Below are 25,207 nucleotides of genomic sequence, written 5' to 3' on the forward strand. Positions count from 1 at the left end.
AGCCCTCCGCCCCGCCCGGCGCGGGTCGTCAGTACTTCATGACGCAGTAGACGACGGTCGGGTTCGTGAACCGGTACCAGCGGTTCCACCGGTAGTCCCGGGTGCACCGGTCACCGTTCGAGGCGCCGGGGACGATGTCGATGACGTGCACCGTGCCCTTCGCCTTGCACTTCGGGGCGCCGACGACCCAGCCGTTACCGTTCGGGAACCTGTAGCAACGGTTACGGACCAGGTGCAGCTCCAGGCACAGCCGGTAACCGTTCGCCGTGGTGTACGCGGACCGGGGGTCGGCGCAGGCGTTCTGGGCGGCGTCCACCGACACCACCCGGTAGGTGCCCATGGTGCCGTTGCAGTTGCCGATCCCCTGGAACGAGCCGGTCGCGCTGACGCTGACGCACTGCCCGATCCGGGCCGGCAGCGGTGCCGGCGCGCTGGTCGTGGGGATCGGCTCCGGCGGCGAGTAGGTGTCCCCGACCGACGGAGGTGGAGGTGTCGTGCGCAACGGACCGGGCTGGGCGACGCCGGCCGATCCACCCGGCGACTCCCGTGCGGAGTTGTAGACCATCGCCGCGCGTACCCCGACTGCACAGATCCCGAGCAGACACAGCACCAGCAGAGCGGCGACCAGACCGATGACGAGGGGTGCCTTGCTCTTCGGTGCCGCCGGCGGGAATGGCGGCATGCCAGGCACCGGTGCTCCCGGAACACCGGGGGCGGGATAGGTCGGTGGCGGTGGCGGATATCCGTGGCCGGGCGGTGCCACCGAGCCGGGTTCCGCAGGAGTCGCACCGGGCCAATCGGGCATGCCTGGCGACGGAGGCGATGTCACGCGGCGATTGTGACATGCATCCATCAGGGACCGTCACCCACGTTCGGCACCCGCCCGGCGCGGCATTCCGCCGGGGGATCGGAATCCAGCCCCGACCGGGAACGTGTCGATGGGCTGACTGCGCGTACAACCCGTGATCGAGGCATTGAAGTGGCTCACCGGACGCGGCATCATGTCCCACACGCACATGGGGGGCGGGCCGGTCTTGGGCAAGGCAACGGGAGTGGACCGGGCGTGGGGCGACCTGCGGCTGGTGGCCACCGCACACGCCGTGTCGACCTTCGGCAGCTTCCTGAACCTGGTGGCGCTGGGCCTGTTCGTCCTGCACCTGACCGGCTCCACGGTGCAGACCGGCGCCTTCATGGCCGTCCGCCTGACCGCCGGGTTCCTCACCGGGCCGGTCGCCGGGCGGCTCGCCGGTCGCCACCGTCGCCCGTACCTGATGATCGGCGCCGACCTGGTCTCGGCCGGCATGCTCGTCCTGCTCGTCACGGCCCCCGCCGACGCGCGGACCACCGTCCTGTACGGACTCGCGGTGGCGCTCGGTGCCGGCCAGACGCTCTGGGGCGTGGCGATGCGTGCGCACCTGCCCACCATGGTCGGTCCGGACCGGTTGACCCGGGCCAACGGCCTGGTGGTCACGCTGCGCTCGGTGGGGATGCTGCTCGGGTTCGCCTCGGCGGGCGTGCTCGTCGGATGGCTCGGCTACCACGTGGCGTTCCTGGTGGACGCCGCCACCTACCTGCTCTCCGCCCTGCTCCTGCTGCCGGTGGCCCGGCGTACCGCCGCCATCGGCCGGCCGGCCACCGCCGGGCGTCCCGCCGTCGACGGCCGCGCACCCGGTCGGTTCGGCCTGCTGCGGGCCGTCGCCCCGGTGGTGCCGGCGATGATCGCGGTACGCGCCGCGGACGCCCTCGGTTCCGCGTCGCACAACGTCGGGCTGCCGGTGTACGCGACCCTGGTCCGGCCCGACTCCCCCGCCACGTTCGCCGCCGTCTTCACCACCGCCTGGGCGGCGGGGAGCCTGCTCGCCGGCCGCTGGGCCGCCCGGCGGGCGCGACGGGTCGGACGGGGCCCGACGGAGCTGCCCTTCGGCGTGGCCACCTGCCTGATGTCGGTCTGCTTCGTGCTCGCCTTCACCGGCCTGCCGGTCTGGCTGCTGGTCCCGGTGACCCTGGCGGCCGGCGCGGCCGACGGGTACGCCGAGATCAACTACACCACCCGTCTCCAGGCGGTCGACGCCGACCTGCGCGCCCGCCTGTTCGGCTTCGCCAGCGCGGCGCAGAACGCCGGTTTCGGACTCGGCATGATCATCTGCGCCGTGCTGCTGGACCGGTTCCCGCCACTCCCGGTCGTCGGGGTCGCCCACGGGCTGGCGCTGGCCGCCGCGCTCGCCTTCCTCGTCGTCCACGTCCGCCTCCGGGCCGCAGCACGCCGACCACCAGCCGAGGTAGCCCCGTGACCGTTCCCCACCCGTCCGGCCGCCGTCCCGCCGTCAGCCACGGGGGTGACCTGCCCGACGACCCGGAGCATCCGCGGACCCTGGGTGAGGCGCTGGCCCGCGCGGCGGAGCGGTTCCCGGACGCCGGCCTCCACCTGGTCGCCGCCGACGGCGGCACCGATTTCCTGACCCACCCCGACCTGCTCGACCGGGCCCGCGCGGTCCGCGACGGACTGCGGGCCCGGGGCGTGGCCCCCGGCGGGTACGCGATCCTGCGCATCGGCGCGGCCGTCGAGTACTGGCCGGCGTTCTTCGGCTGCGTGCTGGCCGGAGTGGCGCCGCTGACCACCGCCGCCGTTCCCGAGGGCACCGGGGACTCCTCCCCGGCGCTCGACGCGCTCCGGCACGCCTGGCGGACGCTCGGTGAGCCGGTCGTCGTCGCCGGGACCGCCGACGCGGCCGGACTGCGCCGCCTGTCGCCGGGTGGGCGGGTGGTCACCGTGACCGAGCTGGCCGACGGCCACCGGCCGGTGCCGGACGCCGACCACCGCGCCGCGCCGGAGGAGGTGGCCCTGCTGCAACTCTCCTCCGGCAGCACCGGTACCCCGAAGATCATCCCGTTGACGCATCTCGGCCTCTCCCAGTACGCCGTCGGCGCGCGGGAGATGCTCGACGTCCGCCCCGGTGACGTGCTGCTCAACTGGCTGCCGGTGGACCACGTCGCCGGGCTGCTCCTCTACCACCTCGGCGGGGTGTTCCTCGGCGCGACCAGCGTCCACGTGCACACCGAGCGGGTGCTCGCCGATCCGCTGCGCTGGTTGGAACTGATGCGCCGGCACCGGGTCACCCACAGCTGGTCGCCGAACTTCGGGCTCCGGCTGGTGGCCGACGCGGTGGCCCGCGATCCGGACCGCCGGTGGGACCTGCCGCACGTACGGCGGATGGTCAGCGGCGGCGAGCAGTGCCGGCCGGAGACCTTCGACGCGTTCGTGGCGGCGACCGGGGTGCCGGCCGCCGCGATGACCCCGGCCTGGGGGATGTCCGAGACCTGCACCGGGATCACCTTCGCGTCCCTCGGGGAGCCGGGCTGCCGGCAACGGGTCCGCGCCGCCAGCCTGGACGGCGATCTGGTGTGGGCCACCACCGACGACGACCCGGCCGACTGCGTCGACTTCCTCTCCGTCGGCGTGCCCGCCCCCGGTGCCAGCCTGCGGGTGGTCGGTGGGGACGACCAGGTGCTGCCCGAGGGGCGGATCGGACGGCTCCAGGTCCGTTCGCCCCGGCTCACCCCCGGCTACCTCGCCGACCCGGAGGCGACCCGCGCCGCTCTGCGACCCGGCGGCTGGTGGGACACCGGCGACCTGGCGTACATGGTGGACGGCGGGATCACCGTCACCGGCCGGGAGAAGGACCTGATCATCATCAACGGGCACAACCTGCCCTGCCACGAGGTCGAGCAGGTCGCCGGGGAGGTGGCGGGGGTCGCCGCCGGGCTGGTCGCCGCCTGCGGCGTACCGGATCCCCGTACCGGGACCGAGGCGCTGGTCGTCTTCCACGTGCCGGATCCCGAGGCGGGCCGGTCGGCACGGGAGGTGGCGCGGGACGTCACCGCCGCCGTCGCGCGGCGCTGGGGCACCGCGCCGGCCCGGGTCGTCGCGGTGCCCGCCGGAGAGTTCCCGCGTACCACCGGGGGGAAGATCCAGCGGGACGCGTTGCGCCGCCGCTTCACCGCCCGTGACGTCGACACCGACCAGCACCAGGCGACCCCGGCCGCCGACACACCACCCGCCCCGGCCGCTCCCCCACCGGCCGCCGCACCGCCGCCGCACCCGGCCACGTCCCCACATCCGGCTGCGCCGCCGTCCCGGGCGGCGGTGCGCCGGGCGGTCCTGGACGCGCTCGGCGACCTGCTCGACGGTCCGGTCGACACCGACCGGCCGTTCTGGGAACTCGGCATCGGCTCGGTGGAGATCGTCCGGTTCCGGGCCCGGCTCGAACAGGCCCTCGGCCGGCCGGTCCCACCGCCGACGTTCTTCGCGCACCCGACCGTCGACGCACTCGTCCGGCACCTCGCCGACACCGCCCCCGCCGCCTCCACCGGCCCGGTCCCGGTCGACCGGGACCACCGGGTCGCGATCATCGGCATGGCGGCCCGCTTCCCCGGTGCCGCCAGCGTCGACGAATTCTGGTCGAACCTCCTCGCCGGGGTGGAGAGCGTCCGCTTCTTCACCCCCGACGAACTGGCCGCCGCGCGCGTGCCGGGCGCGGACGCCCCCGACTTCGTCGGGGCCAGCGGTGTGCTCGACGACGTCGCCGGCTTCGACGCGGGCTTCTTCGGCATCAGCGCCCGCGAGGCCGAGCTGCTCGACCCGCAGCACCGGCTGTTCCTGGAGACCTGCCAGCACGCGCTGGAGGACGCCGGGTACGCCGGTGACGCCGACCGGGCCCGGGTCGGGCTCTTCGCCGGTGGCGGGATGAACCTCTACACCCACCACACCTACCTGCGGAACAACCTCGACGCGGCCACCCGCGCCGACGACCCGGCCACGGTGGTCGGCGCGGCGCTGGGCAACCAGCCGGACTTCCTCGCCACCCGGGTGGCGTACCGGCTGGGCCTGACCGGGCCGGCGATCACCGTGCAGACCGCCTGCTCCACGTCCCTGGTCGCGGTGCACCTGGCGGCCCGGGCACTGCTCACCGGGGACGCCGACCTCGCGGTGGCCGGTGCCGCCGCCGTGCACGTCCCCCAGGTCACCGGCTACCGGCACACCCCCGGCTCGATCCTCTCCGCACGGGGCCGGTGCCGGCCCTTCGACGCCGCCGCCGACGGCACGGTCGGCGGCAACGGGGTCGCGGCGGTGGTGCTCAAGCCGTACGCCCGTGCCGTCGCCGACGGTGATCCGGTGTACGCGGTGCTCCTCGGCTCGGCGGTGAACAACGACGGTGCCGGCAAGGTCGGCTTCGCCGCGCCGAGCGTGACCGGCCAGGTCGAGGTGATCCGGCAGGCGCTGCGGGACGCCGCCGTGCCCGCCGCGTCCGTCGGCTACGTCGAGGCGCACGGCACCGGCACCGCCCTCGGTGACCCGGTGGAACACCACGCGCTCGCCGAGGCGTACGCGTCGGCCCGGCCGTTCCTCGGGTCGGTGAAGGCGAACATCGGCCACCTGGACAGCTGCGCCGGCATGGCCGGACTGGTCAAGGCGGTGCTGGCGGTCCGGACCGGCCGGATCCCCCCGCAGGTCAACTTCACCCGGCCGGCGGTCGACCTGACCCCCTTCACCGTCACCACCACCGGTACCGGGTGGCCGGTCTCCGACGTGCCACGTCGGGCTGCGGTGAGTGCCCTCGGCGTCGGCGGCACCAACGCCCACGTCATCGTCGAGCAGCCACCGGCCGAGGTCGCCCCGCCGGCCGCCGGCACGCGTACCGCCCCCGGACTGCTGCCGCTCTCGGCGGCCGACCCGGCGGCGCTCACCGCGCTCGCTGCCCGCCACCGGGACCACCTGCGCGCCCACCCGGACCTCGCGCTGGCGGACCTGGTGACCACCGTGGGACGGGGTCGCCGGCACCTGCGCCACCGCCTCGTCGCACGGGGCGGCTCCCCCACCGCCCTCGCTTCGGCCCTGGACGGTTTCGTCGCCGGCACCGGCACGCCGGACACACTGGTCACCGGGTCGGCGGTCACCGGGCCACTCACCCTGGCCTTCCCCGGGCAGGGCGACCTGCGGCCGGTCCTGCTGCCGCTCGCCGAGCGGTTCCCGGTGGTCCGGGACGTCCTGACGGAGGCCGCGTCCGCGTACCGGGACGCGGTCGGCGGCGATCTCGTCGCCCGGCTACGGGAGGTCCCGGGCCCCGCCGGGGTCGACACCGACCTGGCCCAGCCGGTGCTGGTCGTCGTCGGGCTGGCCCTGGCCGAACTCTGGCGTTCCTGGGGCCTCACCCCCGACCACGTGCTCGGTCACAGCGTCGGCGAGTACACCGCCCTGGCCGTGGCCGGCGCGCTCCCGTTCGCCGACGCGGTACGCCTCGCCGCCTGGCGCGGCCGGCTCATGCAGGACGAGCTGGGGCCGGGCGCGATGCTGGCGGTGCTCGCCGAGCGGGTGGTCGTCGACGAACTGGTCGCGGGTCACCCCGTCGAGGTGGCCGCAGTGAACGGTCCCGACCGGCACGTCCTGGCCGGGCCGCCCGACCAGGTCGACGCCGTGGCCACCCGGGCCGCGCGGCGCGGGCTGTCGACCCGGCGGTTGCCGGTGACCCGGGCCTTCCACTGCGCGGCGATCGAACCGCTGCGGGACCGGCTGTACGCCCTGGCCGGACGGGTCGACCTGCGACCGGTCCGGGTGCCCGTGGTCAGCACCGTCGACGGGCGGGTCCGCGAGCCGGGCTGGCGGCCCGACGCCGAGCACCTGTACCGGCAGGCGCGCGGGACGGTCGAGTTCCACGCCGCCGTCCGGACGGCCGTCGACCAGGGCTGCCGGACGTTCGTGGAGGCAGGACCGGAGGCCGCGCTCACCCGGATGGCCCGGGCGGCCCGGTCCACGGGGACCTGGGTGCCCTCCCAGCGGCGCGGACTCGACCCGGTCGACGGCGTCTGGCAGGCCGTGGCGGAGCTGTACTGCGCCGGTGCGCCGGTCGACTGGACAGCGCTCACCGAGGACTGTGGCGGACGTCGGGTGTCGTTGCCCGGGTACCCGTTCCAGCGCCGCCGGTACTGGATCGACCCCAACCCGGCCCCGGCACCGGGCAGCCCTGCCCCGACGGTGCGGGCAGCTCGACAGGACGCCGCACCCAACACCACCACCCCGGCCCCCGTCACCGCCACCGAGGGCTCCGCCCCGGTGGCCGGAGAGCCGATGGTCGACGAGACGGTGCTCGACTGGGTCCGTGCGCTGACCGCCGGCAAGCTGGGGCTGGACGTCACGGCGGTCGGCCCTGACGAGACCTTCTTCGCCCTCGGCGCGGACTCGCTGCTGCTGATCAGCATGTCCCGGGAGATCGACCATGCCCACGGGGTGCGGGTCCCGATCCGGGAACTCTTCGAGACGGTCGACACGCCGCGCCGACTCGCCGAGCGAATCATCGCCGGGACACCCCCACCTACCGCACCTGGCGTGGCTCAAGGGGGTGACGCGCGGCCGGGAGAGACGGTGGGACGCGGAGCGGTCGGCGAGGTGGTGCCGGGGAACGAGTTGAGCGCGATCGTCCATCGCCAACTCGACCTGATGCAGCAGCAACTCACCCTGCTCGGCGCGGTGCCGGTGCCCGCACCGACAGCGGCGACCGCCGGAGACCCGGCCGAGGCGGACGCGGCGCGGGTGGACGCGCCACAGGTGGCCGGGGACACCGTCGACATGAGTCTGTACTTCTTCGGCGACTACCCCGACCAGCGCGCCGACAACCGGTACGGCCTGATCCTGGACGCCGCGCAGTACGCCGACACCCACGGCTTCCACGGCGTCTGGTTCCCGGAACGGCACTTCCACTCGTTCGGGGGCATCTTCCCCAACCCGTCGGTGCTCGCCGCCGCGCTCGCCGTACGGACCAGCCGGATCCGGCTCAACGCCGGCTCGGTGGTGCTGCCCCTGCACCATCCGGTCCGGGTGGCCGAGGAGTGGTCCATGGTGGACAACCTCTCCGGCGGCCGGGTCGGGCTCGGCTGCGCACCCGGCTGGCACGCCAACGACTTCGTCTTCCAACCGGAGAACTTCGGCCGGCACAAGCAGGTGATGTACGAGCACCTGGAGACGGTGCGCCGGCTCTGGCGGGGCGAGGCGGTCGCCGCCCGGTCCGGCAGCGGCGACCCGGTCGACGTCCGGCTCTTCCCCCGGCCGGTGCAGGACGCCCCGCCGTTCTTCACCGCGATCGTCGGCAACCCGGACAGCTACCGGGAGGCCGCCCGGCGCGACGTCGGAGTGGTGACCAACCTGATGACCCAGGACGTCGCCCAGCTCGCCGAGAACGTCGCCCTGTACCGGCGGACCCGCGCCGAGCACGGCCTCGACCCGGCCGGCGGTCGGGTGGTGGTGCTGCTGCACACGTACCTCGGCGACGACCTCGACCGGGTACGCGAGGAGGCGTTCGACCCGTTCTGCGCGTACCTGCGGTCGTCGTTCAGCCTGCTCGGGCAGGTGGTGAACAGCCTCGGGTTGAGCATCGACCTGGCCGGCACCCCGGACGAGGACGTCCGGTTCGTGCTGTCCCGGGCGTACCGGCGGTACTGCGAGCAGCGGGCGCTGATCGGCACCCCGGAGAGCTGCCGCCCGGTGCTGGACGCGGTGCTCGACGCGGGCGCCGACGAGATCGCCTGTTTCGTGGACTTCGGCCTGCCCGCCCCCGCCGTCCGCGCCGGTCTGCCCTTCATCGACGCGCTGCGCCGGGCCACGCCGCGCCGACGTACCCCGCCTCAGGTGGGCCGGGAGGAGATTGCTCCGCTGACGCCCGGCCAACGCCGGCTGTGGCTGGTCGAACAGCTCCATCCGGGCACGCCCGCCTACACCGAGGCGGTGGCGGTGCGGCTCCGTGGCCCGCTGGACGTCGCGGCGCTGCGCGACGCGCTCGGTGACGTGGTGGCCCGGCACGCGCCGCTGCGCGCCACCTACCGGGAGGTCGACGGTGAACCGTGCCAGGTCGTCCGGCCGGTGGTGCCGGTCGAGCTGCCGGTGCGGGACCTGACCGGGCGGGCGGAGGAGCCGGCCGTCGCGGAGGCGATGGCCGGGGAGAGCCGGCGGGTCTTCGACCTGGCCGACGGGCCGGTGTTCGCGTTCACCCTGCTGCGCTTCTCCGCTACCGCGCACGTGCTGGTGCTGGCGTTCCACCACCTGTCCACCGACGGCGGCTCGTACGCCGTCCTCACCCGGGAGGTCTCGGCCGCCTACCGGGCCCGGGTGGCCGGCACCACCCCGCGGTTCGCCGCGCTGCCGGTCAGCTATCCGGAGCTGGCCCGGACCGCCGCCGCCCGCCGCGACGCGGTCGACGACGGGGACCTGCGGTACTGGCGGGACCGGTTCGACCCGCCGCCGCCCACCCTCGTCCTCCCCTCCGACCTGCCCCGCCCGGCCCTGCCCACACCGGCCGGCCGGAGCGTCCTCACCGAGATCCCGGCCGAGCTGACCGCCCGGATCCGGCGGTTCAGCGGGGCCGAACGGGTCACCCCCTTCACCACGCTGCTCAGTGCCTTCGGCGTCACGCTGTTCCGGTTCAGCGGGCAACCGGACCTGGTGGTCGGCACCGGATTCGACGGCCGGGACGAGCGCACCGCCGACCTGGTCGGCTTCTTCGTCGACACGCTGCCGTTACGGCTGGACCTCACCGGCGACCCGACCTTCCGCGACATCCTCACCCGCGTCCGGGCCAGCGCCGCCGACGCCTACGAGCACGCCGCCGTGCCGTTCGACGCCCTGGTCCGTGCGGTCGCCCCGGACCGGGAGGCCGGCCGGCACCCGCTCTTCGACGTCGTCGTCGAGTACGAGACCGGCGGGGCGTTCGCCTTCGACCTGCCCGGCGTGACCGCCGAACCGCTGCCGGTGGGGCTGGACAAGGCCCCGGTCGACCTCATGGTCTACCTGTCGCACGACGACACCGTCCGCTGCCACGTCGAGTACCGCACCGAGGTGTTCGACCCGGTGACCGTACGGCGGCTGCTCGACCACTGGATCCGGCTGCTCGACCGGCTGACCCGGGAACCGGACGTCCCGCTGTCCCGGCTGCCCGAACCCGTCGAGGGGTACGCGGGGCCGTACGCCGCACCCACCGCGGAGCGGCTGCACGACCTGGTCCTCCGGCAGGCCACCCGGACGCCGGACGCTCCGGCGGTGGTCGACGGCGGGACCCGCTGGACGTACCGGGACCTGCGGGTACGGGCCGAGGCGCTGGCCGGCCGGATCGCCGCCGCCGGAGTCGGCGCGGACGACCTGGTCGCGGTGCTGCTGCCCCGCCGGGCGGAGCTGGTCGCGGCGCAGCTCGGGGTGCTGCTGGCCGGGGCCGCCTTCCTGCCACTCGACCCCGACCTGCCGCCCGCCCGGCTGGCCGCCCTGCTCGCCGACAGCGGGGCCCGACTGCTGGTCACCTCGGCGACGCTCGACCACCCGGCGAACCCGCCCCGCCTGCTGGTCGAGGAGGTCGCCGACGACGCGCGTCCACCGGCCGGCACCGCCCCGGGCACCCGCCCCGGTGCGGAGCACCTGGCCTGGTGCGTCTACACCTCCGGCTCCACCGGCCGCCCCAAGGGGGTGCCGGTGCCGCACCGCTCGGCCGTCCGGTCCGTCGCCTGGCACGCGGAGGCGCTCGGGCTGGCCGGCGCGGACGTCGTCGCCCACGGGCTCGGCCTCGGCTTCGACGCGAACCTCGCCGAGATCTGGCCGGCGCTCGCCGCCGGAGCGGCCGTCCAGCTCGTACCGGACGAGGTCCGCGCCGACCCGGCCGCGCTCTGCGCCTGGTGGGCGCGACACGGCGTCACCGTGGCGTTCCTGCCGGCGCCCCTCGCGGAGCTGGTCTTCGCCTCGCCCGTGCCGCCTCCCGCCACGCTGCGGACCCTGGTGGTCGGGGGCAGCCAGCTGCGCCGCCGGCCGCCGGCCGGGTTCCCCGCCACCGTCGTCAACGCGTACGGCCCGACCGAGGCCACCATCGTCACCACCGCCGGGCCGGTCCCTGCCGACGGCACCGGCCCGATCGACATCGGCGTGCCGGTTGCCGCGCACCGCCTGTACGTGCTGGACCCGCACGGCCGGCCCGTCCCGCCCGGGGCGGCCGGTGAGCTGTACGTGGGTGGCGACGGGCTGGCCCGGGGCTACCTCGACCGGCCGGCGGAGACCGCCGCCGCCTTCCCGCCCGACCCGTACTCCCCCGTGCCGGGGGCGCGGATGTACCGCACCGGGGACCGGGTACGGGTGCGCGGCGACCGGACCCTGGAGTTCCTCGGCCGCCTCGACGACCAGGTCAAGATCGCCGGTCACCGGGTCGAGCCGGGCGAGGCCGCCGGGGTGCTCGCCGGGCTGCCCGGCGTCCGGCAGGCCACCGTCGTCGCCCGGTACGACCGGGGCGACGAGCCGTACCTCGCCGCGTACGTGGTACCCGCCGGCGACGGTGAACCGCCGGCCGCCCGCGAGGCCCGGTTGACCGCCGCCCTGGCCGACCGCCTGCCGCCGTACCTGGTGCCCCGGGCATGGGTGCTGCTGGGCGCGCTGCCCCTCGGGGAGACCGGCAAGGTCGACGTGGCCCGGTTGCCCGCACCGGAGGCACCGGTCGGCGACCAGGCCCCGCAGGCAGGTGTCGAGCGGCTCGTCCACGACGCCTGGTGCGCCGAGCTGGGGGTGGCCCGGCTGCCGCTGGACGCGCCGTTCTTCACCGTCGGCGGACACTCGCTGGCCGCCGTCCGGCTCGCCAACCGTCTCACCGGGCTGCTCGGCACCGAGATCGGCGTACACCGGGTCCTCCAGGCCGCCGGCATCCGGGCGATGGCCACCGCCCTCACCGGCACCGCGGCCGTCGGGGAGAGCACGCCGGTCGGGGGGAGCACGCCGGTCGAGGAGAGCACACGGGTCGGGGAGAGCACACGGGTCGAGGAGAGCGCGCCGGCGACGTACCAGCAGGAGCTGATGTGGCACGGGCAGCGACGGGCCCCGAACCCGGCCGCCGTGCACATGCCGGTCCGGGTCGCCCTCACCGGCGACCTCGACGTGCCGGCGCTGCGCGCGGCCCTGGACGCCCTGGTCGCCCGGCACGGCGCGCTGCGGACCCGCCTGGTCGAGCGGGACGGCACGCTGACGCAGGAGGTGCTCCCCCACCGGCCGCTGGTCCTGCCCGTGACGGACGTGCCCGAGTCGGACGTGGACGCCTGGTGCGTGACGACCGGCCGGGAACCGTTCCCGGACGACGGGCCGTGGCTGCGGGCCCGGCTGGCGAGGCTGGCCGGCGACCGGCACGTGCTCATGCTCGTCGTCCACCACCTCAACGGCGACGGTTGGTCGATCCAGCAACTGCTGCGCGAACTGGAGGAGGCGTACCCGGCGGTGCGGACCGGTCGACCCCTCCCCCGGGAGCGGGCCGGTGGCCTCCGGTACACCGGGTACGCCCGCCGGCAGCGGGAGGCGGGCACGCCGGAGCCGGTCCGGCGGTACTGGCGAAAGCAGTTGGTGGGCGCGCCGAGGAGCGTGTCCCTGCCGACCGACCGGCTCCGGCCGGCGAAGCTGAGCGGCGACGGCGACGAGTACGCCTTCGACCTCTCCGCCGTCCTCACCGAGCGGGTACACCGGGCCGCCGGACCGTCCGGCAGCGTCCTGCCCGTCCTGGCCAGCGGATGGGCGCTGCTGCTCGGCCGGCTCACCGGGACGACCGACGTGGTGCTCGCCGCCCCGTACGCGCACCGGGACGCCGCCGACGTCGAACCGGTCGTGGGCCTGTTCACCAGTGTCGTCCCGCTGCGGGTGCCGCTGGCCGGGGCGGTCTCCTTCGCCGACCTGGTGGCCCGCACCGACCGGATGTTCCTGGACGCGCTGCGCCACCAGCCGGCCCCGATCGCCGCGATCTACTCCGCTGTCGACCCGCAGTGGCGTCCCGGGGAGCCACCGCCGGTCGGCACCGCGCTGTTCGGCTGGAACCCGGGCGTACCGTCGCTGCGCCTGCCGGGGCTCGACACGGAGGTGGTGGATCTGGGTCTGGCCTGCGCCCGCCGCGACCTGGGGGTGGTGGTCTCGCCCGCCGGGCCGGTGCTGCGCGGGGTGGTGGAGTACTCCACCGACCTGTACGACCGTTCCACCGTGGCCCGCTGGTGCGCCGAGTACGTCGACCAGCTCACCGCCGCCCTCGCCGACCCGCCCGGCTACCGGCTACCGCCACCGGAGAGACAGCCGGACGACGTCCGCGGGAGCGGGGCGTGAGTATCGTCGGGCGGTGACCGACCACCACCTCGACACCGTCCGCGTGCTGTACGACACCGTCGCCGAGAGCTACCACGCCCTCGTTCCGCCCCGGTTCGCGGAGGACGCGGTCGGTCGCGGCATGCTGGGCGCCTTCGCCGACCTGGTCCGGGCCGACGGTGGAGGACCGGTCGCCGACCTCGGCTGCGGGCCGGGGCACGTCACCGACCACCTGGCCGCGCTCGGCCTGTCGGTCACCGGCATCGACCTGTCGCCGGCGATGGTGGCGGTCGCCCGCCGCGCCCACCCCGCCCTGCGTTTCGAGGTCGGGTCGATGACCGACCTGCCGCTGCCCGACGCGCGGCTCGGCGGGATCGTCGCCTGGTGGTCGATCGTCCACACCCCGCCGCAGGTCCTGCCAACCGTCGTCGCGGAGTTCCACCGGACCCTCGCGCCCGGTGGGCACCTGCTCCTCGGGTTCCACGTGGGGGACGAACTGGTGCGCCGCGACCACGCCTACGGCCACCCGGTCACCGTCGAGTCCTACCGGCACCCGCCCGAGCGGGTCACCGGGCTGCTGGAGCAGGCCGGGTTCACCGTCACCGCGCGACTGGTCACCGAGGGAACGAGCTGCCAGCAGGCGTGTCTGCTGGCCCGCCGGCCTCCGTCGGAAAGGCCGATCATGGAGTTCGGGTACCAACCAAACCTCGACAACAGCCGCGAATCGTGCGCCACAACTCCATGATCGACGGGGTGGGCGTCGCCCGACGCGAGCGCCCCTACGTACCCCGGATTCCGAGGGCGGTGAGGGCGGCGAGCAGGTTGTCGACGGCGGCGTCGGAGGCACGACGGACGCTCTCGGTCGTCGCGGCGCCCAGGTGCGGCGTCGGCGCCACCCGGGGATGGGCGAGCAGGGCCGACGGTTCCGGCGGCTCCCGGTCGAACGCGTCGACCGAGTACAGCGCGATACGGCCGGACTCCAGCGCCGCCAGCAGGGCGACCTCGTCGACGAGGGTCGAGCGGGCGGTGTTGACCAGGACGACGTCGTCGCGGAGCAGGGCCAGCTCGGCGGACCCGAGCAGCGGCCCGTCCGGGGACGGCGGGACGTGCAGCGACACGACCTCGCTGCTGCGGAGCAGATCCGCCAGCGGCAGCAGCGGCACGTCGCCGCCGTCGGTGACGAACGGGTCGTGCGCCACGACCCGCATGCCGAGGCCGCGCGCCAGGCCGGCGAGCCGACGGCCGATCGCCCCAAACCCGACCACCCCGAGGGTACGCCCGGCGGCCTCGCGCCCGGTGCCGCGCCGCCACTGGCCGGCGCGGAGGGCGGCACTGGCCTCGGGCAGTCCGCGCAGGCCCATGAGGGTGAGCGCGAGGGCGAGTTCGGCGACGCCCTGGGCGTTGGCGCCCCGGGCGGTGAGCACCTGGACGCCGGCCGCGTCGGCGGCGGTGGCGTCGATGGCGTCGCGGCCGGCACCGTTGCGGCTGATCACCTTGAGGGCGTCGGCGCGGGCCAGGACGTCCGCGTCGATCGACTCGACGCCGGCGATCCAGCCGACCACACCGGGGACGGTGGCAGCGAGGTCCGCGCCGGTCGGCTGGCGGCCCGGGGTGGGGGTGACGACGGTGAAGCCGGCGGACCGCAGCCGCCGCACGGCGGGCGAGTCCGGCACGGACATCGACCGGGGGGTGACCAGGATCCGGGGCGCGGTCACGACCGCACCTCCGGTGTGTCCGGGCCGAGCAGCGTGATCAGGCGCTCGACCTCCTTCGCCATGGCGTCCCGGGCCGGGGCGACGTACTTGCGGGCGTCGAGCAGTCGCGGATCCGCGTCGAGCCGGCCGCGCACCACGCCGGTGAACACCTTGTTGAGGTGGGTGGCGATGTTGACCTTGGTCATCCCCTGGGCCACCACGGCCCGCAGGGTCTCGTCGTCCACCCCGGAGGAGCCGTGCAGCACCAGGGGCACCGGCACCAGCCCGGCGATCGCGGCGACCAGGTCCAGGTCGACCACCGCGTCGCGGGAGGCCATCGCGTGGGAGGTGCCGACCGCGACCGCGAGCGCGTCGACGCCGGTCTCCTCGCAGAACCGGCGGGCCTCGGCGGGGTCGGTCCGCACGCCCGGGGCGTGTACGCCGTCCTTGCCGCCGACCTCGCCGAGTTCCGCCTCGACCGCGACGTCGTGGGTGTGGCAGTGCGCGACGACCTGGCGGGTCACCGCCCGGTTCTCGTCGTCGGGCAGCCGGGAGCCGTCGAACATGACGGAGGTGAAGCCGAGGTCCACCGCCTCGTGGACGAGGTCGACGTCCTCCGCGTGGTCGAGGTGCAGCGCGACGGGGACCGCCGCCGCCTCGGCGAGCGTCCGCGCGGCCAGTGCGAGGGGGCGCAGGCTCCCGTGGTAGCGGACCGCGTTCTCGCTGATCTGCAACACCAGCGGCGCGCCGGCCGCCTCCGCGCCACTGACCAGGGCCTCGGCGTGTTCGAGCAGGGTCGCGTTGAAGGCCCCGACGCCGTGTCGCGCGCTGCGGGCGGCGGCGAGGATGGGGCGTGGGTCGGCGAGGGGCATGGTGACGTCTCCTAGGTCGGTGTTCGGTGGTGGTCGACCGCTGTCACGGCGGCGTGCGCACGGGTCGCCGCGCGGGCGGCGTCGAACCGGGCGCGGGGCGACGTGTAGGCGGCGACGAGGTCCGGTCGCGGTGTGACGCGCAGCGCCGCGCGCCGGGCCGACCGCAGGGGTGTGGTGTCCGTCCAGGTGCCCGTGCCGAGCAGTGCGAGGGCTGCGGCGCCGAGCGCGGCACCGTGCTGCGCGGCGTCCGGACGGCTGACCGGCCGGCCGACGAGATCGGCGAGCACCTGGAGCATCAGCCGGCCGCGCGCGCCACCGCCGGTGGCGGTGAGTTCCCGGTCGGCCGGTGCACCGGCGAGCATCGTCCGCGCGGCGTCGGCCAGGCTGAAGCCGATCCCCTCGACCAGGGCACGGGCCAGGTGGCCGTGGGTGTGCCCGAGGTCCAGACCCAGGTACGCCCCGCGCACGCCCGGCCCGCCCTCGGCGACGGTGCCGCCGGCCAGGGTGGGCACGCAGGTGAGCCCGTCCGCGCCCACCGGCACGGCGGTGGCCTCGTCGAGCAGGGCGTCGAGGTCGTCGTCCCGGCCGAGCACGGCGGCCAGCCAGGTCAGGCTGCTGCCGCCGCCGAAGGTCGACAGGGCCGAGATGTACAGGCCGGGCAGGACGTGGTCGAAGACGAACGGCCGGCCCACCGGGTCGAGCACCGGTTCGGGCCCGGCCACCGTGACCCAGTTGGACGAGCCCAGCGAGACGTACGCCGCGCCGGGTCGGTCCAGGCCCGCGCCGAGCGCCATGCACGCGTTGTCGACCCCGCCGGCCACGACGGGCACCCCGGCGGGCAGGCCGGTGGCGGTCGCCGCGTCCGGGGTGAGCCGGCCGACCACCCCGGCCGACGGCACGACCGGCGGCCACCAGTCGGCCGGCAGCCCGAGGGCGGCCAGCACGTCGGGCAGCATCCGCCGGCCGGCGAGGTCGTAGGCGCCGCTGCCCGAGGCGTAGCTCGGATCGGTGCGCTGCGCCCCGGTGAGCCGGGCGTTGACCCAGTCCTTGCTGCCGAGGATCCGCCTCGTCCGGGCGGCGACGTCGGGGTGGGCGGCGCGTAGCCAGGCGGCCTTGAAGACGGTGTACATGCCGCGCGGGAAGCCGTTGCCGGTGCGCGCGTACCAGTCGGTCTCGTCGGCGTCGGCGAAGTACGCCGCCGCCGCGTCCTCTCCCCGCGTGTCCGACCAGATCGGCACCGCGTCCAGCAGCGGCGTGGCGTCCGCGTCGACCGGCACCATCGCCAGGCTGTGGCCGGAGAGCCCGACCGCGACGACGCGGTGCCGGCCGGCGTCGGCGGCCAGCAGTTCCCGCGACGAGCGTACGACCGCGGCCCACCAGTCCGCCGGGCGCTGTTCGTGCCGTCCCGGTGCCGGGTAGGTCGTGGGGTACGCGGCGAAGGTGGTGCCGACGACCTGCGCGGTCGGGTCGACGAGCGCGGCCTTGCAGCCACCGGTGCCCAGGTCGACGGCGAGCACGACGTCGCTCATGCCAGCTCCCCCCGCTCCGGGGCACCCTGGTACGGCAGTCCGGAGCGCATCTGCGCCAGCATCGTCTTCATGGCCCGGACGTCCCCGAGCGCCGACTCGCCCCGGCGGAGCAGGGTCATGGTGGCGATGGTGTCGACGACCACGAGCTGGGCCAGTCGCGAGATCGTCGGGGTGTAGACGTCGGTGTTGTCGAGGGACTCGACGATCAGGGCGATGTCGCTCAGCTCGGCCAGGGGCGACAGGCCCCCGGTGATCCCGACGACGGTCGCCCCCCGGTCCCGGGCGACGCGCACGGTGTCCAGGATCGACGCGGTCCGACCGGTGTTCGAGATGGCCACCAGGACCGTCGACGGGGTGCTGGTGGAGGCGGCGAGGAACTGCTGGTGCGTGTCGATCGGCGCCGAGCACGGCACGCCCAGCAGCGGGAACTTCTGTTCCGCGTCCATGGCCACGATGCCCGAGGCGCCGAGCCCGATGAAGACGACACGGCTGGCGGCGGCGATGGCCGTCACCGCCCGGTCGAGGGCGTTCAGGTCGAGGTGGCGTCGTACGTGGTCGAGCGAGGTGATCGAGAAATCGAACACCTTGCTCACCGTGGTGGCGGTGTCGTCCTGGGCCTCGATCACCGACTGCGTGGCGGGGATGCCGAGCGCGACGCTCTGCGCCAGCTGGATGCGGAAGTCGTGGAACCCGTCGCAGCCGATCGCGTTGGTGAACCGGACGATGGTCGGCTGGCTGACCCCGACCGTCTCGGCGAGTTCGGCCAGGGTCATCCGCACGGTCCCGTGCGGGTCGGCGAGCACCGCGTCGGCGACCTTGCGTTCGGAGCGGCGCAGCGACTCCAGGCCCTTGTTGATGCGTTCCAGCACGGTTCCGTTCATCGGGCGACCGCCAGGGTGAGGGTGCCGTCGTGGCGGGGGACGCGGACCGTGACGCCGCGCCGGGCGGCGGCGTCGAGGTCGAACGTGGCCGGATCGACGGTGTTGAAGGCAAACATGCCCCAATGATGTGGCACCAGGGTGCCGATTCCGGCGCGCACACAGAGGTCGACGGCTTCGGCGAAGTCGAAGTTCCCGGGCACACCGTGGGCGAGCCGGTGGGCGTCGCGTCCGTTGACCGGCAGCAGCGCCACGTCGACGCCGAGGGCGGCGAGTCGAGCGGCCAGTCCGTCCCAGGGGGCGCAGTCGCCGGAGTGGTAGACGCGGACGCCACCGGCCTCGACGACGTAGCCGAGGAAGTGGTCGTCACCGTGCTCGTCGCGGACGCGCTCCTCGTGGGCGGCCGGCACGGCGGTGACCGTGAAGGGGCCGTAGTCGATCCGGTCGCCGTCGGCGAGGGCGTCGATCCGCTCCCGGGGGGCGCGGGAGCGGCGCAGCGCCTCGTCGAGGACCGCGCGGGGGCAGGCCAGCCGGAGGTCGGGCTGGGCGGCCATCAGGGGTACGAGGGTGTCCGGGTCCATGTGGTCGGTGTGCGCGTGCGAGCAGAGCACCGCCCGCAGTGGCGGCAGGCCGGTCGGGGCGACCGGGGCGGGAAGCATCCGGACGTGCGGGAACGTCGTGCCGGCGTACTTGCGGGCCAGCGAGTCGGACAGGTACGGGTCGACGAGCAGGTGCGCGTCACCGTCGGGTCCGGTGGCGGTGAGCCGGAACCCGGCCTGCCCGAGCCAGCGCGCCCGGAGGGTCATCGGACCTCCTGGGCCGCGTCGTAGAGCCGCTCGAAGTCCGGTCCCCCGGTGGGGATGTCGAGTTCGAAGACGGCGTCGATGGCCCGGGTCCAGCCGTGCACGAAGTAACGCCAGCCGTCGGCGACGGTCAGCGCGTCGGCCTCGGCCCGGGCCCGCGCCTGCCGCAGGAAGCCGAGGTCCCCCCGGTAGTTGAACTCCCAGGCGTACCCGCCGTGCGGAAAGACGGCGTCGTCGCTGAGCGGGGATCCGGGGCGGTCCTTGCCCATGCCGGTGGCGTTGACCACCAGGGCGCCCGGGGCGAGACCGGCGAGCAGGTCGTCGTGCACGTCGCCGGGGGCGAGGCGGTGGGTCCGCCAGGTGATAGCGGGGTCGCCGGTGGCGACGTCGGCGGTGATGGCCGCGAGCCGATGGTCGGCGATGTCGGTGACGACGACCCGGCCGGGTGCGTCGTCACCGGCCCGGTGGGCGAAGTAGTCGCAGAGGGCGAGGGCGGCACCGCCGGCCCCCATGACCAGCACGTCCCGACCGGCCAGGTCCGGCACGATGGACCGCAGGGCCATCTGGCTGGTGATGGTGTCCAGGGCCAGGCCGTCGATCCAGCCGTCCCGGGCCACCAGTGCGCTGGTCTCGCACAGCCGGGCGGCGTCGTCGTTGACCTCCCGCAGCAGGTCCCGGCTGGCCGCGTAGAGGTCGAGCTTGTGGGTGGTGACCAGCGCGCCGCGGGAGTGTTCGTCGTCGCGCAGGTGCGCGACGACCCGCCGGTAGACCGCCGGCTCCGCGCCGACCGGCACGTCGATGCCGACGAGGTCGACCGCCTCCAGGCCGAGGAGGGGACGCCACACCGCGAAGACCCGGTGGATCGCCGACGACGTGGTGCTGACGCCGATGAAGTACATCGTGGGCCGGGCGGCCGGTCGCAGGTCGTCGGGGGTCACGGCGTCGCCTCCGCGACCAGCGCGACGGCGTACGCGGTGTTGATGCCGAACCGGGTCGCCCCGGCGTCGAGCAGGGCGCGCAGCTGCGCCAGTGACCGGATGCCGCCGGACGCCTTGATCTCCCGGTCACCGCCGGCGACCTGTCGGATCACGCGGACGTGCTCGGGCGTGGTGGGCACCTTCTGCCAGCCGGTGCCGGTCTTGAGCGAGGTGGCACCGGCGTCGACCGCCACCCGGGCCGCGTCGCGCAGCTGGGCCTCGTCGAGCAGGCCGACCTCCAGGATGACCTTGACGGGTACCCGGTCGTCGACGGCCGCCAGCACGGCGGCGACGTCACGGGTGGCCGCGACCAGCTCACCGGAGCGGACCAGTCCGACGTTCATCACCACGTCCATCTCCTGGACGCCCGCGTCGAGGAGCCAGCGGGCCTCGGTCACCTTGACCGGGGTGGCCGTTCCGCCGGACGGGAAGCCGACCGGGGATCCGGCGCGGGTGTGCGATCCGTCGAGGAGCGGGCGCAGCACGGGCACCCAGGACGGCAGCACGTGCGCGGCGACGAAGTCGCCGGTCAGGGCGTGCCGGGCCAGTTCCTCGACGTCGGCGCGGCCGTGCTGGGCCTGTACGGCGCTGATGTCGATCATGCGGGCCAGCGCGTGGCCGGTGAGGTCAACGGGGGACATAGGAGCCGTTCTCCTCCAGACGCCAGTCGTCGCCGTCGGCGACGACCCGGTGCCGCATGCCGCTGGAGCGGGCGATGATGTCGTAGTCCTGGCCGGCGTCGGCCGGGTAGCAGAAGAGCGTGACCAGGTCGGTGTCGCCCAGGTTGACGCTGCGGTGGATGTGCACCGGTGGCACGTAGGCGACGACGCCGGGCCGCATCTCGGTGACGACGGTCCGGCCGTCGAGGGTCTCCATCAGCATCAGCCCGTGGCCGGACAGGCAGTGGTAGATCTCGGTGCGGTCCTGCTGGGCGTGGATGTGGCCCCGGGTCATGTGGAACTCGGTGCCGACCCGGCCGGGCGACAGGGTCGAGATCCCGGTGATCAGGTCTCCCGCCTCCGTCGAGGGACGGAACTCGTCGACGTGGTAGATGACCCGGTCGGCCTCGGTGGTCAGCCGCGCGGTGAACGCCGCCTCGTCGGCGAACAGCCCGCCGAGGTCAGCCAGCCTCTTCTCGTAGCGACCGGTGCGCCCGACCATCCCCTCCGGGGTGATGACCAGGCCGGGTCCCTGTTGCGGTGTGACCACCGTGTTCCTCCTGCTCCGGTCGGCGCGGACTCCGGTACGGTGCGCGCCTGTCGGCTCACTTTGTAGCAAAGTTACAACCTCATGTCACCCTCCCGCCTCCCACCACCGAGCCGTTTGTAGCGAAACGGTCCCGATTTCGCGCGATCGGCGGAACGAGCCGTGGCGCTATAACGGATATCTCTATATAAACGGGATCCGGCCGTGTAGCAGAGCTACCAACTCCCTGCTCAACGAGCTAACGTTCGGGAAACCTACCGTTGACAACCGAAGCGTCGAATGTAGTGTTGCTCCCTAAAGAGTGACCACGGACACCCCCGCACACGGGGACGGCGACGACCGCCGAGGAAGCGCCGCCGCCGGCTGGCAACGGTCCGCGGAGCACCGGATTCGAGAACCCCACGGGGGACGCCCCCGGCCCACCACCCCTGGAGGAAAGATGTCCAACCGGACACGCGGCAAGACGCTCGCCCGTAGCGTCGCCGCCCTGCTGGCCGTCACCCTGGCCGTCACGGCCTGCGGCGGCGGCGACGAGTCTGGCGGCAGCGGCGAGGCGGCCGACCCGATCGCCGGGCGCCCCGCGCCCACCGACCAGGCGCCGGACTCCGAGGTCAAGATCGCCATGATCGGCTTCGCCAACAACCCCTACTGGGTGTCGGTCAAGGCCGGCGCCGACTACGCCGACCGGGTGCTGGGCGGCAAGAAGGGCAAGGTCGACTGGATCGTCGCCGGCGACAACATCGACGTGCAGACGGTCTCCAGCGCGATCCGCGCCGCCGACGCGCAGGGCTACAAGGGCGTCGGGTTCTTCATCGCCGGCGAGGGCAACTGCGCCGACATCAAGACCCTCGCGGCCAAGGGCATCAAGCTGGGCGCCTACAACACGCTCTTCGACTGCGTGGGCACCTCGGGCGGCACCATCAACTACGCCCAGGAGCAGTACAAGGCCGGCCAGACCGCGGCCCAGGAAATGATCAAGGCCTCCGGCGACAAGGCCGGCAAGGTCGGCATCATCGTCAGCCAGTTCACCGCGCCCGGCTCGGAGCAGCGCCGGCAGGGCTTCATCGACGGGCTCAAGGGCTCGAAGCTGACCCCGGTCAACCAGGGCGTCGAGGCCAAGGACTCCGCGTCCAACACCTTCTCGGCCGCACAGAACTTCCTCCAGTCCAGCCCCGACCTCGTCGGCATCTACGCCACCGCCGGTGGCCCGTTCGGTGCCGCCCAGGCCGTTGCCGCCGCCAACAAGCAGGAGACCGTGAAGGTCATCGGCTACGACATCACCACCGAGAACATCGAGGCCATCAAGAACGGCTCGATGTACGGCGTGATCGGCCAGGACGCCTTCGGCCAGGGCTACAACGTGGCGGTCGAACTGTTCAACGCGGCCGTCACCGGCCAGCAGCCCGCCCAGGTGAAGCAGGAGGCCGTCGCCCCCTTCGTCACCAAGGACAACCTCGCCGAGCACGACCCCTCGACCCTGCCGCTCGGGACCCCGGGCGCCTCCTGATCACCAGAGGCCAACTCCTCATGGAACCGACTCCCCTCGTGGACGACGTCAGGTCGGCGGCCCTCGCGACCGCCGGCCTGACGAAGTCCTTCGGCGCCGTCAGGGCACTCCGCGACGTGTCGCTGGTGTTCCCCGCCGGCCAGGTCACCGGTCTGCTCGGTGAGAACGGTGCCGGCAAGTCCACCCTCATCCGCCTGTGCTCCGGCCAGATGCAGCCCGACGCCGGTCGGCTCACCCTCGACGGGCGGGAGGTCTCCTTCGCCAACCCGCTGGAGGCGATCGCCGCCGGGGTGGTCGTGGTCAACCAGGAGCCGCTGCTGATCAGCGAACTGACCATCGCCGACAACCTGTTCCTCTACGACCTCGGGGAGCGGCCCGGATTCGCGCTCGCCCGCCGGGGAGCCAACGTCCACCGGGCCCGCGAGCTGCTCGCCCGGCTGGGGATGACCGGCTACCTGCCCGACCCGTCCACACTCTGCCGTGACCTGTCGGCGGCGTCCCGGCAGATGGTCGACATCGTCCGGGCGCTCTCCCGCCAGCCCCGGGTCCTCTTCCTCGACGAACCCAACTCCAGCCTCACCCACGAGGAGTCCGAGCGGCTCTTCGCGGTCATGGCCCGGCTGCGCGACGAGGGTGTCGCGGTCGTCCTGGTCAGCCACCGGCTGGCCGAGGTCTACTCGATCGTCGACAACGTGGTGGTGCTGCGCGACGGCACGTTCGTCGCCGCCGGCCGGCCCGACGAGATCGACCAGAAGCGGGCCGTCGCCCTGATGGCCGGCGAGAAGAAGCGGGCGGTCGTGGCGGAGGTCGTGGCCGACCGGGCGGGAGCGATCGAGCAGGCCGAGGTGGCGCTGGAACTGCGTGGCCTGACCGGCGAGGGCTTCACCGACGTCAGCTTCGCGGTGCGTCGCGGTGAGATCGTCGGGATGTCCGGGCTGGTCGGCGCGGGCCGGACCGAGATCGCCGAGGCGGTGATCGGACTGCGCCGCCCGACCCGGGGTGGCATCAGTGTCGCGGGACGGCCGGTACGGATCTCCGGACCCGGCCGGGCCCAGCGGCTCGGTCTCGCCTACGTCGCGGAGGAACGCCGGACGGAGGTGTTCCACGCCCAGAGCGTCGGCTACAACCTGACCGTCCGGGTGCTGTCGGCCCTGAGCCGGCTCGGCTGGGTCTCCCCCCGCCGGACCAACGCGAAGGCCCGTGAACTCACCGAACGCTTCGGCGTGAAGGCCGCCTCCAGCGAGGCGCCCATCACCTCGCTCTCCGGTGGCAACCAGCAGAAGGTGCTGCTCGCGCGGGCCCTCGCGGCCAGACCGAAGGTGCTGATCCTGGACGAGCCGACGCGGGGAGTCGACGTCGGCACCAAGGCGGAGATCTACGCGACGCTGCGCGCGCTGGCCCACGACGAGGGCCTGGCGGTGTGGTTCATCTCGTCGGAACTCGAAGAAGTGGTCGAGCTGGCCGACCGCGTGGTCGTCGTCCGTGGTGGACGCGTGACCCTCGATGCCCTGAACAACGCCGGACCCCAGCCCATCGTCGCCGCGGCCATGGGCGCGACCGAAGGATCAACATGAGTGCCACTCTCGCCAAGAGGCAGGAGCGCTCCTGGAAGGAGGGCGCCCTGTCGCTCGTCAAGCGCCAGGAGACCGGCCTGTTCGGCGTCATCGTCGTCCTGGCCCTGCTGGTCAGCGTGGCGAACGAGAACTTCCTCCGCAAGGACAACCTCTACAACGTCCTCCAGACCGTGGTCGTGGTGGGCATCATCGCCGTCGGGCAGACGTTCGTCCTGATCGCCAAGGAGATCGACCTCTCGGTCGGCTCGGTGCTGGCCCTCTCGGCGGTCACCGCCGGCTCGGTCTACGGCAGCGGGGCCAACCCGTGGGTGGCCGCGGCCGTCGGTGTCGGGGTCGGCGCGCTCTCCGGCTTCGCCGTCGGCACGGTCGTCGTCCTCGGCCGGGTCAGCTCCTTCATCGTCACCCTCGGCATGCTCTCCATCGCGCGGGGCCTGACCCAGCTGATCACCGGCGGGCTGCCCCAGACCATGCCGAGCGAGCTGTCCTTCATCGGTCAGGGCCGGGTCTTCGGCGGCATCCCGGTGAGCGTCATCATCTTCCTGGTGCTGGTGCTGCTCGGCCAGCTCCTGCTCACCCGTACCGTCTTCGGTCTGCGGGTGACCGCCATCGGTGACAACGACGCCGCCGCCCGCACCGGCGGTATCCCGGTGGCCTGGACCCGGGTGCTCACCTTCGTCCTGATCGGCACGCTCGCCGGCGTCGCCGGGATCGTCTTCTCCACCCAGGTCGGCGTGGCCGAGGCCCAGGCGGGTCTGGGCTACGAGCTGGACGTCATCGCGGCGGCCGTCATCGGCGGTGCCAGCCTCTCCGGCGGCCGGGGATCGATCATCGGCGCCTTCCTCGGCGCCTGCCTGCTCGGCGTGCTGCGCAACGCGTTCATCCTGCTGGCGCTCTCGCCCTTCCTCCAGCAGCTCAGCATCGGTCTGGTCATCGTCCTGGCGGCGATCTTCGACCAGTGGCGCCAGGGCAACCTGCGCCACCTGCACCCGCGCACCCTCCGTCAGCAGCTCACCCGCCGGAAGGCGTGACCTCCGCTCCCCGGGA

15 protein-coding genes are annotated in these 25,207 nt (G+C 74.1%); 6 read left to right on the forward strand and 9 right to left on the reverse strand.

Annotated features, from left to right (window positions below; all coding sequences use genetic code 11):
- Positions 1-28 precede the first annotated feature (28 nt).
- Complete coding sequence (locus IGA62_RS02105; RefSeq protein WP_145816704.1) at positions 29-682, reverse strand: hypothetical protein; 654 nt, start codon at positions 680-682, stop codon at positions 29-31.
- 280 nt (positions 683-962) lie between these two features.
- On the opposite strand from IGA62_RS02105, the gene IGA62_RS02110 reads away from it, so the two are divergent.
- The 3 genes from IGA62_RS02110 to IGA62_RS02120 are packed head-to-tail and all read left to right on the forward strand — an operon-like array spanning position 963 to position 13,868.
- On the forward strand, positions 963-2,291 hold the full coding sequence (locus tag IGA62_RS02110) for an MFS transporter (RefSeq protein ID WP_145816702.1): 1,329 nt from the start codon (positions 963-965) through the stop codon (positions 2,289-2,291).
- A complete protein-coding gene (locus IGA62_RS02115; protein ID WP_190289247.1) occupies positions 2,288-13,144 on the forward strand; it encodes a non-ribosomal peptide synthetase/type I polyketide synthase in 10,857 nt (3,618 codons plus the stop codon). The genes IGA62_RS02110 and IGA62_RS02115 overlap by 4 nt, the downstream gene beginning before the upstream one ends.
- Positions 13,145-13,157: 13 nt before the next feature.
- Positions 13,158-13,868, forward strand: a complete 711-nt coding sequence (locus tag IGA62_RS02120) for a class I SAM-dependent DNA methyltransferase (RefSeq protein WP_145816698.1) — start codon at positions 13,158-13,160, stop codon at positions 13,866-13,868.
- Positions 13,869-13,902: 34 nt separating this feature from the next.
- Here the strand turns inward: IGA62_RS02120 and IGA62_RS02125 are convergent, their stop codons facing one another.
- From IGA62_RS02125 to IGA62_RS02160, 8 genes are read right to left on the reverse strand one after another with little or no spacing between them, the layout of a single operon-like run.
- Positions 13,903-14,838, reverse strand: coding sequence for an NAD(P)-dependent oxidoreductase (locus IGA62_RS02125; protein WP_198501193.1), 936 nt, complete (start codon positions 14,836-14,838; stop codon positions 13,903-13,905).
- A complete protein-coding gene (locus IGA62_RS02130; RefSeq protein ID WP_145816696.1) occupies positions 14,835-15,689 on the reverse strand; it encodes a class II fructose-bisphosphate aldolase in 855 nt (284 codons plus the stop codon). Before IGA62_RS02130 ends, IGA62_RS02125 begins: the two co-directional genes overlap by 4 nt.
- Before the next feature lie 11 nt (positions 15,690-15,700).
- Positions 15,701-17,218: a xylulokinase gene (locus tag IGA62_RS02135; protein WP_145816694.1), complete on the reverse strand. Its 1,518-nt coding sequence runs from the start codon at positions 17,216-17,218 to the stop codon at positions 15,701-15,703.
- On the reverse strand, positions 17,215-18,099 hold the full coding sequence (locus tag IGA62_RS02140) for a MurR/RpiR family transcriptional regulator (protein ID WP_145816691.1): 885 nt from the start codon (positions 18,097-18,099) through the stop codon (positions 17,215-17,217). The genes IGA62_RS02135 and IGA62_RS02140 overlap by 4 nt, the downstream gene beginning before the upstream one ends.
- The gene (locus tag IGA62_RS02145) at positions 18,096-18,902 is read right to left on the reverse strand and encodes an MBL fold metallo-hydrolase (RefSeq protein ID WP_145816689.1); all 807 of its coding nucleotides are present in this window, start codon (positions 18,900-18,902) and stop codon (positions 18,096-18,098) included. Before IGA62_RS02145 ends, IGA62_RS02140 begins: the two co-directional genes overlap by 4 nt.
- Positions 18,899-19,837 carry a shikimate dehydrogenase gene (locus IGA62_RS02150; protein WP_186499767.1) on the reverse strand — a complete coding sequence of 313 codons (939 nt, stop codon included), beginning with the start codon at positions 19,835-19,837 and terminating at the stop codon, positions 18,899-18,901. Before IGA62_RS02150 ends, IGA62_RS02145 begins: the two co-directional genes overlap by 4 nt.
- A complete protein-coding gene (deoC, locus tag IGA62_RS02155; protein ID WP_145816687.1) occupies positions 19,834-20,517 on the reverse strand; it encodes a deoxyribose-phosphate aldolase in 684 nt (227 codons plus the stop codon). Before deoC ends, IGA62_RS02150 begins: the two co-directional genes overlap by 4 nt.
- A complete protein-coding gene (locus IGA62_RS02160) occupies positions 20,504-21,085 on the reverse strand; it encodes a glucose-6-phosphate isomerase family protein (protein ID WP_198501194.1) in 582 nt (193 codons plus the stop codon). Before IGA62_RS02160 ends, deoC begins: the two co-directional genes overlap by 14 nt.
- Positions 21,086-21,521: 436 nt before the next feature.
- Here IGA62_RS02160 and IGA62_RS02165 point away from each other — a divergent pair, with 436 nt between their 5' ends.
- The 3 genes from IGA62_RS02165 to IGA62_RS02175 are packed head-to-tail and all read left to right on the forward strand — an operon-like array spanning position 21,522 to position 25,191.
- A complete protein-coding gene (locus IGA62_RS02165) occupies positions 21,522-22,589 on the forward strand; it encodes a sugar ABC transporter substrate-binding protein (protein WP_145816685.1) in 1,068 nt (355 codons plus the stop codon).
- A 38-nt stretch (positions 22,590-22,627) separates the two neighbouring features.
- Positions 22,628-24,163 (forward strand): sugar ABC transporter ATP-binding protein, encoded by a 1,536-nt coding sequence (locus IGA62_RS02170; RefSeq protein WP_186499766.1) that lies wholly within the window; start codon positions 22,628-22,630, stop codon positions 24,161-24,163.
- The gene (locus IGA62_RS02175) at positions 24,160-25,191 is read left to right on the forward strand and encodes an ABC transporter permease (protein ID WP_145816681.1); all 1,032 of its coding nucleotides are present in this window, start codon (positions 24,160-24,162) and stop codon (positions 25,189-25,191) included. The genes IGA62_RS02170 and IGA62_RS02175 overlap by 4 nt, the downstream gene beginning before the upstream one ends.
- The last annotated feature ends 16 nt before the right edge of the window (positions 25,192-25,207 follow it).

This window comes from Micromonospora sagamiensis (assembly GCF_014680085.1).
GTDB classification, from domain to species: domain Bacteria; phylum Actinomycetota; class Actinomycetes; order Mycobacteriales; family Micromonosporaceae; genus Micromonospora; species Micromonospora inyonensis.